The sequence below is a fragment of the Cohnella sp. WQ 127256 genome (assembly GCF_024519285.1).
Taxonomy (GTDB): Bacteria; Bacillota; Bacilli; order Paenibacillales; family Paenibacillaceae; genus Cohnella.
In genome coordinates this window covers 697502-713555 of sequence record NZ_JAMZCY010000005.1, presented here as the reverse complement: position 1 = coordinate 713555, position 16054 = coordinate 697502, and the positions used below count along the sequence as shown (strand labels likewise).

12 protein-coding genes and 1 other annotated feature are annotated in these 16054 nt (G+C 46.2%); of the genes, 1 reads left to right on the top strand and 11 read right to left on the bottom strand.

The window, feature by feature from the left end; translation table 11 throughout:
- Positions 1-48 precede the first annotated feature (48 nt).
- From carB to lspA, 7 genes are all read right to left on the bottom strand, one after another.
- Positions 49-3267 carry a carbamoyl-phosphate synthase large subunit gene (carB, locus tag M1K58_RS18280; RefSeq protein WP_256760273.1) on the bottom strand — a complete coding sequence of 1073 codons (3219 nt, stop codon included), beginning with the start codon at positions 3265-3267 and terminating at the stop codon, positions 49-51.
- Positions 3254-4399 (bottom strand): carbamoyl phosphate synthase small subunit, encoded by a 1146-nt coding sequence (locus M1K58_RS18275; protein WP_256760272.1) that lies wholly within the window; start codon positions 4397-4399, stop codon positions 3254-3256. Before M1K58_RS18275 ends, carB begins: the two co-directional genes overlap by 14 nt.
- A 12-nt stretch (positions 4400-4411) precedes the next feature.
- Positions 4412-5716: a dihydroorotase gene (locus M1K58_RS18270; RefSeq protein ID WP_256760271.1), complete on the bottom strand. Its 1305-nt coding sequence runs from the start codon at positions 5714-5716 to the stop codon at positions 4412-4414.
- 40 nt (positions 5717-5756) lie between these two features.
- The gene (gene pyrR, locus M1K58_RS18265) at positions 5757-6317 is read right to left on the bottom strand and encodes a bifunctional pyr operon transcriptional regulator/uracil phosphoribosyltransferase PyrR (protein ID WP_256760270.1); all 561 of its coding nucleotides are present in this window, start codon (positions 6315-6317) and stop codon (positions 5757-5759) included.
- A 273-nt stretch (positions 6318-6590) separates the two neighbouring features.
- On the bottom strand, positions 6591-7844 hold the full coding sequence (locus M1K58_RS18260) for an LL-diaminopimelate aminotransferase (RefSeq protein ID WP_256760269.1): 1254 nt from the start codon (positions 7842-7844) through the stop codon (positions 6591-6593).
- Positions 7845-7976: 132 nt separating this feature from the next.
- The gene (locus M1K58_RS18255; protein WP_256760268.1) at positions 7977-8975 is read right to left on the bottom strand and encodes an RluA family pseudouridine synthase; all 999 of its coding nucleotides are present in this window, start codon (positions 8973-8975) and stop codon (positions 7977-7979) included.
- Complete coding sequence (gene lspA, locus M1K58_RS18250) at positions 8935-9465, bottom strand: signal peptidase II (protein WP_256760267.1); 531 nt, start codon at positions 9463-9465, stop codon at positions 8935-8937. The genes M1K58_RS18255 and lspA overlap by 41 nt, the downstream gene beginning before the upstream one ends.
- 185 nt (positions 9466-9650) lie before the next feature.
- On the opposite strand from lspA, the gene M1K58_RS18245 reads away from it, so the two are divergent.
- The gene (locus M1K58_RS18245; protein WP_256760266.1) at positions 9651-10382 is read left to right on the top strand and encodes a TraR/DksA C4-type zinc finger protein; all 732 of its coding nucleotides are present in this window, start codon (positions 9651-9653) and stop codon (positions 10380-10382) included.
- A 187-nt stretch (positions 10383-10569) separates the two neighbouring features.
- On the opposite strand, the gene M1K58_RS18240 is transcribed toward M1K58_RS18245, so the two are convergent.
- From M1K58_RS18240 to M1K58_RS18225, 4 genes are all read right to left on the bottom strand, one after another.
- Positions 10570-10971 (bottom strand): DUF5665 domain-containing protein, encoded by a 402-nt coding sequence (locus M1K58_RS18240; RefSeq protein ID WP_256760265.1) that lies wholly within the window; start codon positions 10969-10971, stop codon positions 10570-10572.
- Between the two features lie 166 nt (positions 10972-11137).
- Entirely contained in the window at positions 11138-14230 is a 3093-nt protein-coding gene (gene ileS, locus M1K58_RS18235; RefSeq protein WP_256760264.1) for an isoleucine--tRNA ligase, read from the bottom strand.
- A 43-nt stretch (positions 14231-14273) separates the two neighbouring features.
- Positions 14274-14579, bottom strand: a binding site (T-box leader).
- 111 nt (positions 14580-14690) lie between these two features.
- Positions 14691-15176 (bottom strand): DivIVA domain-containing protein, encoded by a 486-nt coding sequence (locus tag M1K58_RS18230; protein WP_256760263.1) that lies wholly within the window; start codon positions 15174-15176, stop codon positions 14691-14693.
- Positions 15177-15258: 82 nt separating this feature from the next.
- Positions 15259-16044 carry a YlmH family RNA-binding protein gene (locus M1K58_RS18225; RefSeq protein WP_256760262.1) on the bottom strand — a complete coding sequence of 262 codons (786 nt, stop codon included), beginning with the start codon at positions 16042-16044 and terminating at the stop codon, positions 15259-15261.
- Positions 16045-16054 lie beyond the last annotated feature (10 nt).

The window sequence follows — 16054 nt, the reverse complement described above, 5'->3', positions numbered from 1 at the left end:
ACAGAAGCCCGATCCCCTTGAAGCATGAGGACCGGGCGGCAAACAAGATTAACTTAAGAAAGCAGGCATCGGCTCGCTAGAGAACCGCAGCGCTTGTAGCATGACAAGCAATGCGCGTACCGTATCTAATGAGGTTAGACAGACAACCCCGTTTTCGACCGCTTCGCGACGAATACGGAAGCCATCACGTTCCGGTGTCTTACCTTTCGTCAGCGTGTTCACAACGAACTGTGCTTGACCCGTACGAATCAGATCAAGAATGTTCGGCGAGCCATCAGAAAGCTTGTTCACGCGGCGAACCTTAAGTCCTGCAGCTTCCAAAGCGTCAGCAGTTCCACCTGTAGCCATAAGCTTATAACCGAGGTTGTAGAAGCCTTTCAGAATCTCAATCGCTTCGTCTTTATCCTTATCGGCAACAGTAGCAATAATGGAACCGGAATTCGGAATTTTCATACCTGATCCGACTAAACCTTTATACAAGGCTTTCGCATAATAACGATCACGTCCCATGACTTCGCCAGTTGACTTCATCTCTGGAGTCAGAGTCGGGTCAACGCGACGCAGCTTAGCGAAGGAGAATACAGGAACCTTAACTGAGACGAATTCGTCTTCCGGCCACAGACCTTCTTTATAACCAAGCTCAGTAAGCTTCTTACCTAGAATCGCTTGAGTAGCCAGATTAGCCATTGGAATTTTCGTTACTTTGCTAAGGAATGGAACTGTACGGGATGAACGAGGGTTTACCTCAATCACATAGACTTTGTCGTTCCAAACAACGAATTGGATGTTAACAAGACCAATTGTTTTAAGCTCTTTAGCAATTTTAATGGTGATATCCACTGCTTGTTGCTTGATATCATCTGATAGAGATTGTGGAGGATACACCGCAATGGAGTCTCCGGAGTGAACGCCAGCGCGTTCTACGTGCTCCATGATTCCCGGAATAAGCACGGTTTCACCATCACAGATTGCGTCAACCTCTATCTCTTTGCCTAACATGTAGCGGTCGATCAATACCGGATGCTCCGGGTTAATGGTGACGGCCACTTCCATATAGGAAAGCAATTCTTCATCGGAATACACGATTTCCATAGCACGTCCACCAAGCACGTAAGACGGACGAACAAGTACCGGATATCCAAGCTCTGCTGCCGCACCCACTGCTTCTCCAACCGATATAACCGTTTTACCTTTTGGTTGAGGAATACTCAGCTTGCTAAGCAATGCTTCGAATTTCTTGCGGTTCTCAGCTTCATCGATACTTTCCAATGATGTTCCAAGAATGCGCACTCCAGCTTTGGATAGCGGTGCTGCTAGATTAATTGCCGTTTGTCCACCGAATTGCACGATGACACCGATCGGCTTCTCTTGTTCGATGACGTTCATAACATCCTCGAAGAAAAGGGGCTCGAAGTACAAGCGGTCAGAAGTACTAAAGTCGGTAGATACCGTCTCTGGGTTATTATTGATAATTACCGCTTCATATCCCGCATTGCGAATGGCCCATACGGCATGAACAGTAGAGTAGTCGAATTCAATACCTTGACCAATACGAATCGGACCTGAACCAAGCACAATGATTTTTTCTTTGTCGCTCGGGATAACTTCATTCTCCGTCTCGTAAGTCGAGTAGTAATAAGGAGTCGTCGCTTCGAATTCCGCTGCGCAAGTATCAACCATTTTGTAGACTGGCTTAATACCTTGGCTGAGGCGGTGAGCGCGGATATCCGTTTCATTAGTCAAAGCACTATTCGGATGTCCTTCGCTACGTAGCTCTGCAATCGCGCGATCCGTGAAGCCGTTTCTCTTCGCTGCCAGTAACGTTTCAGGTGTTAATACCGGCTCGCGTCGAATAATGTCCTCGAATTGAACAATCCGTTCAACCTTATCCAAGAACCACCAGTCGATATTCGTCAGGTCTTGAATATGTTGAAGCTCCCAGCCACGGCGGAATGCTTCACCTACTAAGAAGAGACGCTCGTCATCGGGTTTAACTAGGCGAGTGGTTAGAACTTCATCAGAAAGCTCGTTTGCACCCTTGAGGTATATCCGGTGAACACCAATTTCAAGGGAGCGAACTGCTTTTTGAATCGACTCCTCGAAAGTCCGGCCAATCGCCATAACTTCCCCAGTCGCTTTCATCTGTGTACCTAACTTGCGGTTTGCGTCAGTGAACTTGTCAAACGGCCAACGCGGAATTTTAGTCACGATGTAATCTAGTGTCGGCTCGAAGCAAGCGTAGGTTTGTCCTGTTACCGGGTTCAATATTTCATCTAGAGTATAACCAATTGCAATTTTACCAGCCATCTTAGCAATTGGGTAACCCGTTGCTTTAGAAGCAAGAGCCGATGAACGGCTAACACGCGGATTAACTTCGATGACATAATATTGATAGCTTTGTGGGTCAAGCGCGAACTGAACATTACAGCCACCCTCGATGTTGAGCGCACGAATAATTTTTAGTGAGGCAGAACGAAGCATTTGATATTCACGGTCAGAAAGGGTCTGGCTCGGCGCAACAACGATGCTATCGCCAGTATGAACACCAACTGGATCGAAGTTCTCCATGTTACAAACGACAATACAATTGTCATTCGCGTCACGCATAACTTCATATTCAACTTCCTTCATGCCTGCGATCGATTTCTCGACCAGACATTGTCCAATTGGACTATAACGAATTCCGTTAGTTACCGTCTCGATAAGCTCTTCTTCGTTCGCGCAAATACCGCCGCCTGTTCCACCTAGCGTATAAGCAGGACGTACGATAACTGGATAACCCAGTCCGTTGGAAAATTCGACCGCAGCTTCTACCGTTGTAACGATAACGCTCTCCGGTACAGGTTGCTCTAATTCCCGCATCAAGTCACGGAACAAGTCACGATCCTCAGCGCGTTCGATTGCATCAAGCTGCGTACCTAATAGCTTCACATTCTCTTGCTCAAGTACGCCAGCGCGAGCGAGTTCAACAGCCATGTTAAGGCCTGTTTGACCGCCGAGCGTTGGCAATAAGCCATCTGGACGCTCTTGACGAATGATCTGAGAAACGAACTCCAGATTGATCGGTTCGATATACACTTTATCAGCAATGTTCGTATCGGTCATGATCGTTGCTGGGTTGCTGTTAATTAATATGACTTCGATGCCTTCTTCTTTCAAAGCTTGACAGGCTTGAGTTCCAGCATAGTCGAATTCCGCCGCTTGTCCGATAACGATTGGGCCGGAGCCGATAACGAGAATTTTCTTGAGGTTTTTATTTATGGGCATACAGCAACTCTCCTTTCAGCGTTTCCGACAATTGCGCTTGGCGCGGCCGTTCAGGGTTTGCGATCTTATGGTCGCGAATCATTTCTAAGAAACGATCAAATAAGTAACTATTATCATAAGGTCCCGGTGCAGCTTCTGGATGGTATTGAACCGTAAAAGCTGGGAATTTCTTATGCTTCAATCCTTCGATTGTTTTATCGTTATTGTTAATGTGTGTGACTTCAAGATCAGTACCCACGATGGACTCTTCATTAACTGTGTAGCCATGGTTCTGAGAAGTGATGAAACAACGACCCGATTCAAGTTCTTTCACGGGGTGGTTTCCACCACGGTGACCGAATTTAAGTCTTTCAGAATCTGCTCCGCAAGCAAGTGCGAACAATTGGTGACCGAGACAGATACCGAAGATAGGATATTGACCGAGCAATTCGCGAATCGTATCCACGGCATGGGGAACATCCTTCGGATCCCCAGGACCATTAGATAGCTGGATTCCATCCGGATGTAGACGACGAATATCTTCCGCTGAAGCATCTTGAGGGACAACGATAACGTCGCAACCCCGTTTAGTCAGCTCGCGAAGAATACCACTTTTCGCGCCATAATCGATAAGCACGATACGCTCTTTTTCTCCAGGGCTCGAGAATACACTCTTCGTCGATGTACGAGCAACTTGGTCACGTAGTAAGGAAGATGCGCTAAGACGCTCTTGCAACTCTTCGATACGTTCGTTACCTGTCGTAAGAAGACCTTTCATCGTACCATGCTGACGAAGAATCCGCGTAAGCATACGAGTATCGATGTCGCTAATCCCAACAATGCCATATTCCTTTAATAGCTGATCGATTGTATATTGCGCCCTCCAGTTACTAGGCACGGTTTCGTGGCGACGAACCACAAACCCATGAACGTAAGGACGAATGCTTTCGAAGTCATCACGGTTAATGCCATAGTTCCCGATTAGAGGGAACGTCATTGTTACGATTTGTCCACAATAGGACGGATCGGACAATACTTCTTGGTATCCAGTAATCCCTGTGTTGAACACGACTTCTCCGACTGATCCGCCCTCAGCGCCAAACCCTTGCCCTGTGAACAACGTGCCATCTTCTAACAATAATCTAGCTTGCATCCCAATCACTCCTTAGCGGTTAATGCCGTTCTCTTCAGTCCATACAACCTTGCCATTAACCATCGTTAATGTTGGCCAGCCAAATAACTTCCAGCCCGTAAACGGTGTGTTGCGACCCTTCGTAAGGAAGGTTGCGGGATCAACTTCCCGTTCGTTATCCAAATCAATAAGTATCAAATCGGCAGGTGCACCGACATCCATCGTTCCATATGGCAAGCTAAAAACTCGAGCCGGATCACTTGTCATTCTGCGCAGTAGAAAATCTAAACTCCAGCGTCCCGTGCGAACAAATTTCGTATAAAGCAGCGGGAATGCAGTTTCAAACCCAACGATACCGAATGGTGCTCGTTCCATTCCACGCGCCTTTTCCTCTTCGCTATGTGGAGCATGGTCGGTAACAATAATATCAATTGTTCCGTCCTCTAAGGCTTGAATACAGGCTTCCACGTCCTTAGGTGTGCGTAGAGGCGGATTCATTTTCCAGTTAGCATCCATGCTGTCCGGAATATGTTCGTCCGAGAGAATAAGGTGATGCGGACACACTTCCGCTGTCACTTTTACGCCTACAGATTTACCTAGTCGAATGAGTCGAACCGATTGCTCCGTGCTGACATGACAGATATGATAGTGCACACCTGTCGCCTCGGACAGAAGAATGTCTCTACCCACATGAATCGCCTCGGATTCATTCGGAATCCCTTTAAGACCATGCTTACGAGCGAATGCACCTTCGGACACGGATGCCCCTTCGACTAACGAATCATCTTCGCAATGAGCGATAATCGGCATGTCGAGTGACTTTGCGAGCGCCATTGCATTTTTCATCATTTGCGCATTCTGTACACCTACACCGTCATCCGTAAAGCCGATTGCACCGGCATCCTTCAAAGCAGCGAAATCCGTCAAATCGCGTCCAAGCTCGTTCTTCGTAATTGCAGCATAAGGAAGTACACGCACAACGCCCTCTGTAGCCGCTTTGTCTAGTACGAGCCGAATGGTCTCAGGCGTATCCATAACTGGACGCGTATTCGGCATCGGTGCAATGACTGTAAATCCACCTTTGGCCGCTGATTCTGTGCCACTCGCGATTGTTTCTTTGTACTCAAATCCCGGCTCACGTAAATGAACATGCATATCAATAAGTCCTGGCGAGATTAGCTTCCCCTGTGCATCAATAACTTCTGCACCTTCTGTGTTAGGCAATGTCGTACCCTCTTGCCATTCGGCGATCAGACCCTTGTCGATACGCACATGCTTAATCTCAACATCGCCAGATTGTGGGTTAATTGTCTTAGCGTTAATAATCCAAGTTGCCATGTTCTCTTGTGCCTCCTCTGCTGTAGTTAGTTTGCTGACATTATCGTCCGATTTCAGCTTCCTGCGGATGCAGGATCATGACGCAATCATTCTCATCAATTTCGCTTAACGAAACATCAATCTGCTCGTGCCGAGAGGTCGGCACATTTTTACCGACATAGTCGGGACGAATCGGTAATTCCCGATGTCCACGATCAACCAGAACAGCCAGTTGGATGGACTGTGGTCTACCGCAATCCATCAAGGCGTCCAGAGCTGCACGAATGGTTCGTCCCGTATAAAGCACATCGTCGACTAGGATGATTCGTTTATCTTTCACCAAAAGCTTCAGTTCCTCGTCCGGAATCGTGCTACGAGCTTCTGCGGTGTAGGGGCGGTCATCGCGATAACGGGTTATATCTAGCTCTCCGACAGCAATTGGATGCCCTTCGATATCCAAAATTCGCTCCGCTACGCGTTTGGCAAGGTAAATCCCTCTAGTACGTATTCCAATGAGCACGCAGCCTTGAATACCCTTATTTTTCTCTACCATCTCATGAGCAATACGGGTAAGCGCCCGTCGTATAGCGGATTCATCCATGATGACGCGAGAGTCTGACATATCTATCCCTCCTTCACGCGATAACTACACAATAAAAAAACTCCTTGCGTAAGACGCAAGGAGGAATCAGTCAGATGAGAATATCATTGGGCTTGCACCAAGCGACATGTCAAAATCACAGTTTCACTGCAAGACACGCCTATGTAGGCAACAACCTTAGATATGTGTCAACTCTGCGCCACCTTGCCAGTCTCTCAGGACTGAGTTAAAGGTACCCGTTCATTAACAACAATTATCCCATGTTCGACATGAAGTGTCAAGGAATCAGAAACATTAAAATTCAAATTGTACATCTGTTAGACGTCGTTTAATTTCATCAATGACAAGAGCCTCTGCAGCCTCACCCTGAGCTATGAAGGTAACGGAGAAACGAACAAACTTTCCTGCGTCATCCCAAGGAACTGTAGAGATAAGCTTCTCGCGGATCAAGTACTGGGAGAAATCCTCTGCCGACTCAAAACGTTGTCCACCAACGATTCCCTTAGGCGCTTCAACATATAAGAAGAAAGAGCCTTGTGGTTTCTCAGCTTGGAAGCCAATTTCGTTCAATGCTGCAACGAGCATATTGTGACGACGAGAATATTTGGCCGATATCGCTTCCGTAATATGCGGATTGCTAAGACCATATGCCGCCGCTTTCTGAATCGCAATAAATTGACCGGAATCATTATTGTCCTTCACGTCTCCAAATGCTTTTACAATTAAGGGGTTCCCAGCAATAAAGCCGATCCGCCAGCCTGTCATGTTGTAGGACTTGGACAAGGAATGTAATTCCACGCCCACATCCTTCGCACCTGGTACTGACAAGAAGCTGAACGGTTTAACACCATCATAAGTTAAAGCAGCATAAGGTGCATCGTGTACAACGACGACATTATATATTTTTGCCCAAACGATGACCTTCTTGAAGAACTCAACTGTAGCTACAGCTCCAGTAGGATTGTTCGGATAATTTAAGTAGAGAAGCTTTGCACGGTTCGCAATATCCTCCGGGATAGCATCAATATCAGGCAGGAAGTTATTTTCTTTCGTCAGCTTGATATTGTAAACCTCACCACCGAGGTATTTCGTATGTGTCCCCATGACCGGATATCCAGGCACCGTCATGATCGTAATGTCGCCCGGATTAATGAATACGGTCGGCAGCATAGCCAAAGCTGGCTTAGCGCCAATCGTATGCAATACCTCCGTTTCTGCGTCTATACCGTCAACGGAAAATACATCCTTGAGATACTTGGCAGCTGCTGTTTTAAATTCCGCAATTCCATTGTCCGCATAACCACGGTTTTCAGGTTTAGCTGCTTCTTCAGCTAACTTAGCCACGATACCCGCATCAGCCATCTCGTCTGGCTCGCCAACACCCATATCAATTAATTCTATATTGGGGTGAGCTAACTTTGCAGCAGCTTTTGCCCGTTTGATTTTCTCGAATTTATAAATATTAGTGTCTTTACCATAGTTAGCTCCACCTATGCGGCTGGCGAATTGCTCTTGTATAAAGGTTGTTTGGTATTTTTCTATGCTCAAGTTCCGACACTCCTTATCCATCCATTAGTTTCTATTCTTATGAATAAAACTATGATGGATAAGGCTATAATTCACCATGGATTTTTACGCAGATCATTTGCAGAAATTGGTCTGGCTAATCCTTTTCTTAAATTAACGTGTTCTAAGAATGTTAAGCACCTGTTCCATATCCTCTGGCATAGGTACCGAGAATTCTAAATATTCACCAGTACGAGGATGTTTAAATCCAAGCACAGCCGCATGGAGCGCCTGTCCAACCATTCCAAGTGTTCGACCGCTCTTACCTCCGTATACGGGATCTCCAACTAATGGGAAGCCAATATACTTCATATGCACCCGAATTTGGTGTGTACGACCGGTTTCAAGCTTAAGCTCAAGCAGGGTATATTCTTCAAATCGCTCAGACACGACAAAGTGAGTAATTGCATGCTTGCTATTTTTATCCGTTACCACATATAGCTTACGATCATGGGTAGCTCGACCAAGAGGTGCATCTACTGTACCTTTATCATGCTGCATCACGCCATACACGAGAGCTACGTACTTGCGTGTGACACTATGCTCTTTAAGCTGATCTGCAAGGGAGGCATGTGCTAAATCATTTTTGGCGACCATTAAAAGCCCAGAAGTATCCTTGTCGATCCGGTGAACGATACCCGGTCTCATGACTCCGTTAATACCAGAAAGGTCTTTGCAATGGTAAAGCAATGCATTAACGACTGTTCCACTTGGATGCCCAACGGCCGGGTGAACAACCATCCCACGAGGCTTGTTGATCACGATGACATCGCTATCCTCATAGACCACATCAAGTGGAATATTTTCAGGAATCGCCTCAAGCGGTTCTGGTTCCGGTATTGTCACTTGGACTTGATCACCGATCGACAGCTTTGCATTTGCTTTTACAGCCTGTCCATTAACCGTGATGGCTCCATTACGGATCCATTCCTGAGCTTGTGAACGCGAGACTGACTTCCCTGCAAGCACTTCCGCAATATGCTTATCAATACGTTCTCCGGAATGCTGTGCCTCTATCTGCCAAGCCAATTGATTTTCCAAGCCTTGTTCCTGTTCCAATGACTCAAGTTCTTCAGACAGATTGCTGTCCGTTTGATTGTTCGTTATTGCCATCCGTTTTATTCTCCTGTTTCATAGTCAGCAACGAGTCCAGAATAACTAATCCTACGCCAACGCAAATTGCCGTATCAGCGAGATTAAATATTGGAAATGTATACGAACCAAAGTTAAATTGCAGAAAATCTACGACTTCCCCAAATAGCGCACGATCTAGAAAATTACCAACTGCTCCACCTAAAATGATTGCTAACGCAAGCATTAACAATACGCTTCCCGTTCGGTAGGAGTGGTGAAGGTACCAAAGAATTCCGATCACAACGACAGTTGTAATGATGAGAAAAAACCAACGTCCTCCCTCAAGCATACCAAATGCAGCTCCACTATTACGAATGTGAGTAATGATGAAAAAATCTCCAAGCACCGGTATTCTTTCGGTATTGAGCTCTACAGTGCGGTTAATTATTTTTTTGCTCACATTATCAATCAAAAATACGACAATTGCGATTAAATAATATGCCCAAATCGGCCAAATACGACGTTGCATCTACTTTTCCCGCCCCTTCATCTGTTTCGCCTGCGTGTTGATTTTATCACATACTAATGAGGAGCGTCCATGAAGTGCAAGTAAATATCGACAAAACCTCCATACTTGCCCGCTAAATTTCGCACGTAAAACCAGTCCTTCTCGAGAAAACTATAGTTATTCAGAAGTTGAAAGGAGTTGTCATCGTGACTAATTCGTTAGATCAAGGGAGAATCCACAAGCTTAAACAACGATTAATCCAGGAACAGACTGAATTGGAAAGCCGCGTACATGGGAACGATCATTTCGGCTTGTCCTCATCCTTTCGTGATTCCACTGGAGAGCTTTCCACTAATGACAACCACCCAGCGGATGCTGCTACAGAGATGTTCGAACGTGGGAAGGACATCGCGTTGTTAGAAAAGGAAGCCTTCCGATTAGAACGTGTTGAAGCAGCATTAGAACGAATGGAGTCGGGTGAATATGGTCATTGTATCACGTGTGGTAAATTTATCCCCATCGAGAGGCTTGAAGCCCTTCCCACAACTACTTATTGTGTGGAGCATGAGCCTCGCCAACAAACATCAAATAACAGACCTGTCGAGGAGGAATTTCTTTCTCCACCATTTGGACGCACTAGTCTTGACGAACGAGACCAGACGGGATTTGATGGCGAGGATGCTTGGCAAATCGTAGAATCATGGGGCAGTTCTAACAGTCCCGCAATGGCCGAGGGAAATAACATCAGTGATTACGATCAGATGAGTATCGAAGCCGACGAGAACGACGGGTTCGTTGAACCCTTTGAAAGCTTCATCGCCACCGATATTACGGGTCACAACGTTACGATTGTCCGCAATCGTGCCTATCGCCAATATATCGCCGACAACGAAGGGGATCACTTTCTAGAGACTAATGAGTTTTCTGATGAATTATAAAAAAAATTGAGAATAACACTTTTTTAGTGAGAATTAGGAGTAAAGTTGCCGGAACAAATATATTCCTCGTAAGAGTTTACGTCCGCCTCTTGGAGCCCATTGCCACCTTTCAATCTCATCAGGGCAATGGGCGGAGAGGAAGCGGCTGGAGAGGAATATATTTGTGCAGGTACGACTCGAATCGAATCTAATAAGGATTGATCTCAAGCTGCCGCTGGACGATACGAACAATATCGGCAATGTAATCCCCCACCACAGGCAAATTAAGCGCCCCGAGAAATTGCAAAATATAAACGATCGTCGCAGCGAAAAAAGTAAATCCGAGCGCGATCCCTACACCACGCGATAACCCTGCAATAAAGTTTTTCCAAATCAACTGCCACGGTCGATGCATCAGATTAACATATTCCCTCAATTGCGCCTTCTCCATATCCACAGAAAGCCGTTCAAGCTTGTCAGACAGGAAGCCCAAAGTGCCCCTTAATTCATGCGCCTCATCCGATAATCGTTCCGTCGATTCCAATGTCGCTTGCGGAGTTAGCTTTACCTTCACTTGATTAGGTTTATTGTTCTTGGAATTTCCGCCCATTGCAGCACATCCTTTCAGGCGTCCTTTTCCTTCAATATCGATTACCCTATGTTCATGAAAGCAAAACGAGCCCTCCCGCTAGTTAGCGGAAGAATCCAGCCAACCTTTGGAGAGAGGAGCTCGTTTTATCAATTCCCTTATTATGTTTAGCTAATTGCCATATTAATTATGCTTCCGTAACGATTGCGATCCCGATAGATTTCTCACCGGCCTGCACCGTTTCCATTCCAGCAGCTTGCCCGAACGAAACCTCATTCACAAGCACATTATCTTTCAGAACGCTTTCGAATGCACGAAGTGCAGCTTCAAGCTCCGCATCTACATCCAGGATGAGGTCTACCCGTTTCTCGATTGCAAGATCTAATTTCTTCCGAGTATCCTGTACGGCACGAACGACTTCGCGCACCCAGCCCTCTTGCACAAGCTCTGGTGTAATATCAGTGTTCAAGGCTACAGTTAGACCGCCACCTGACGCTGAGGCAAATCCCGTCTTCGCTTCCTTCTCGACTAGAATTTCCTCCAGATCCACGACCAACGCTTCCCCATCCGGTGTAACAAAATTGAATTTACCCGTCTGAACAATTTCTCTAGTTTCATCACTTGATAATCCCTTGAATGCGTTTTGGATCGGCCCAACGTTTTTACCATACTTTTTGCCAGCGACCTTCAAATTGAGCTTGAAGTTAAAGTTCACGAATCCACTATCATCTTTAACAATCGTAATCGTTTTAACGTTGATCTCATCCTTGATGATATCTTCGTAGCCTGAGAGATCGAAGTCTTCGCTTAAAGACACTAGGAGCTCAGATAAAGGCTGGCGGGTTTTCAAGTTTGACTCGTTACGGATGTTACGAGCCAGTTCCACGATGTTCCTCACCGCAGCCATTTCACGTTCAAGCTGTGAATCGATAGCTGTTGAATCCGCTTGTGGGTAGTCTGCAAGATGCACGCTACCCTTGCCGCCAAGATTTCCGTAGATATCCTCGGAAACGAATGGCACATAAGGCGCGATCAGCTTAGATAAGGTCAACAATACCTCTCCGAGCGTTTGGTAAGCTGCGAGCTTGTTATCTGTCAGCCCGCTTCCCCAGAAACGATCACGGGAGCGACGAACGTACCAGTTAGACAACTCATCGATGAATGTTTCAATGCCTTTAGCCGGATTGAGGAAATCATTAACCTCTAGGCCTTTTGTTACATCGATAATCAAGGAATTCAGACGCGAGATGATCCATCTGTCTAGCTTATTATCGGATTTCAGCTTTTTATGATCTGCAGCCACATAGCCATCGATCGATGCATACAGCGCGTAGAATGCATGTGTATTAACTAGCGTATCTACGACTTTGGATTTGGCTTCTCCTACAATCCCTTTGGAGAATCGTTTACTATTCCACGGAGCACTATCCGCTAGTAGCGACCAACGGAATGCATCCGTTCCGAATTCATCAATAATTTCCCAAGGGTCAATAACATTCCCTTTGGATTTACTCATCTTCTGACCACTCTCATCAAGAACATGTCCCGTGGAGATGACCGATTTATAAGGCGCTTTGCCATTATATAGCGTAGAGACAGCTAGCAAGCTGAAAAACCATCCACGAGTTTGGTCGATTCCTTCACAGATGAAATCCGCAGGATACTGCTCATTGAATTTCGTCTCATCACCAAAGGGGTGGAAATATTGAGCGAACGGCATGGATCCACTATCGAACCATACATCGATCACCTCGGAAGCACGATTCATTACTCCGCCACATTCACAACGCAGATGAATCTCGTCCACGTAAGGCTTGTGTAGCTCGATATTTTCAGGTACATCCTCAATTGCTAGCTCGCGAAGCTCAGCGATGCTATGAGGAGATTTCTCTTTCCCACACGTTTCACAAGTCCATACGTTAAGTGGAGTTCCCCAATAGCGGTTACGGCTAATATTCCAATCGACCAAATCCTCCAGGAACTTACCGAATCGACCGTCCCTCAAATGCTCTGGGTACCATTGAATCGACTTGTTATTCTCGATCAACTGGTCTTTGACTGCAGTCGTCTTGATAAACCAGCTCTCCGTTGCATAGTAAAGTAACGGTGTTTTACAGCGCCAGCAGAACGGATAACTATGCTCCATTCTTTCTTTGTGATGCAGTAAGCCACGCTCTGATAACATTTTGACGATATCGATATCGCAATCCTTAACGAAGCGCCCCGCCAAATCTGTCACTTCGCTAATATATTTGCCTTCGTTGTTAACGACCATCAGCATAGGAATATCATGTTGACGAGCTACACGGTAATCATCTTCACCGTGCGCAGGGGAAATATGAACGATCCCTGTACCGCTTGAGTCGGTGACATAGTCAGCGTCAATGACACGATAGGCGTTATCTACTGCCACGTAAGGGAAGAGGGGCTCATAAGTCAATCCTACAAGCTCACGCCCCTTGACGGTGCTTAGAGTCTCGTACTCACCCTTCATAACCTTATCCACTAATGCAGCAGCTACGATGAACACTTCACCTTCTTGACGAACACGTACATAATCCAACTCTGGATTAACAGCAAGAGCTACGTTAGCTGGTAACGTCCAAGGTGTTGTCGTCCAAGCAAGAATGAATTCACCGTTCTCCTTGACCTTAAATTTTGCTGTTGCAGTCAAATCTTTAACATCTTCATAGCCTTGGGCTACCTCGTGCGAGCTGAGTGTCGTCTGGCAGCATGGGCAATAAGGGCTTACCCTGTGACCACGATACAGCAATCCCTTGTCATGAATCGTTGCTAGGACGTGCCATACACTTTGGATATAGTTGTTGTCCAGTGTAATATACGGATCGTCAAGATCGGTCCAATAAGCAATCGCTTCTGTTAACTCGCGCCATTGGCGCTCATATTCAAATACGCTTTCCTTACATTTGGTAATGAACGACTCCACGCCGTATTTCTCGATCTCTTGCTTGCCAGAGATCCCTAACTGCTTCTCGACGCCAAGCTCTACGGGTAGGCCATGTGTATCCCAGCCGGCTTTACGAATGACGCGATAGCCTGCCATCGTCTTATATCGGCTTACGAAATCCTTAATAACCCGACCTAGCACATGACCAATATGTGGCTTACCGTTCGCCGTTGGAGGACCCTCATAAAATACGAAGTTCGGCTTCCCTTCGCGGTTGTCGATTGATTTACGAAATGTATCCTCTTGTTTCCATTGCTCTAGAACGCGCTGTTCGCGGGATCTAGCCTTTTCTTTAACGTCTACACGTTGCATCGTTCCTCATCCTTTCGTAAACAAAATAAAAACCCCATCCCTGGAAAGGGACGAGGTTAGCTCGCGTTACCACCCTTGTTCCGCCCTTGCTCCCTTAATCGGAAAGCCTGACGGCAACTCGCAACGCACAGAAGCATCCAAGCAGTCATGAGACTGGCTCTTACATTGTGCGTGTTCCCTGTAACGGTGGACATCCGGCTCATCTTAATATCCTCGGAGCAAGCTTCCTCGGAGTTCTGTTGAGCGTCTCGGGGATGATATTCGGCACGTTCCTCATGTTGGCTTGCAGCAACCGCCAACTCTCTGGATTTCAGACACCGTGCTTACTTTTTCCCGTCTGCGACATTGGTATAGAATAATCTTATATTCCTGTTATACGTTTTGCCACGACTTTTGTCAAACCCACATGTGATCAAATTCAAAAAAAGACCCCCAAGGATCTTTTTTTGTTAAACATTCATTAAGCTTCAATTCCACGTGGCTCACGGCTATCTAATGATTCCCAACCGTCCTGCGTAAGCAGTTCCATCTGAGTTTCAATCAATGCACGGAAACGCGCACGATAAATTGTCGCTTGCTTTTTCAATTCCTCAACTTCCAAAGCAACCTTGCGGGACTTTGATAACGCATCATTGATAATGCGGTCTGCGTTCTTCTCCGCTTCTTTAACGATAAGCTGAGCTTCCTTCTTCGCGTTGCTTCTTAGTTCATCCGCAGCTTCTTGCGCTACGATGATTGTTTTGCTGAGAGTTTCCTCTATGTTAGAGAAGTGACCCAGCTTGTCTTGTGATGCTGCTACTGAATTTTGTAGTTCCTTGTTCTCGCGAATCATCGCCTCGTAATCCTTGATGATCTGATCGAGAAACTCATTCACTTGATCCTCATCGTATCCGCGTAGCCGGCGGCCGAATTCTTTGTTATGGATATCCAATGGAGTAAGTGGCATTGGCGCACCTCCTAAGTCTATATTCCATGTTGCGTGTTCAATGACTGAATTCGACGAAAGCTGTGAAAATCCTTCTAAGCTTCTATACAAATTTACCGATTCTCACACGAATTCGACCGCTTTTCGACACGCCTTCCACATCAAGCACCTTAAATCTGCCAAAGCCTTTCATCGAAACCATATCTCCAGCCCGTAATTGATGGGAGGGATCTTCTACCGGTTTCCAACTGACTCTGCAACGTCCTGCTTTAATCGGAGCAAGAATTTTCGTTCTGCTTAGGCGGAACACATCGCTAGCAACTCCGTCAAGTCGCATAGAGGCGACAGAGAGCACCTGCTCTTCTAAAGTGGACTTGACCTCCCTAAGAGCAGCTAACGGAAGCACAGAGACCCTAACCTCTATCCGATGAGCTTGTTTCATATGTCCGATGAGGAAATTTCCAATATCCTCGGCAATTAGAGCGTGGCAGCCTTCATCGCTTACATGTAAATCTCCGATCTTATCACGTTTTATCCCAAGGCCAAGCAAAGCCCCCAAGTAGTCGCCATGATCTAATTCGGAAATACGGCGATCCTCAGATGAGATATCTAAGACGACGATACCCATATCTTCATCATCTAGCACTCTGTAGTCTGGTGCTACAAGAGCTCTCTGCCGTTCAGCTTGAGCACTGCCGCCAGCTAATCTAACCTGAGCATCAGGATGGCGATTAGCCAACGTAAATAAAATATGCGCCTGGCGTGGGTCGAGAAAATCCGTCCGCTTCGTCTCATGACGTTCAGCGGCTCGTTCGACCCATTCCCAGGCGCGATCCACAAATGCTTTTTCATCCGGATGAAAATGCTCGTAAATTTCTTTATGTGACATTAGATTCCTC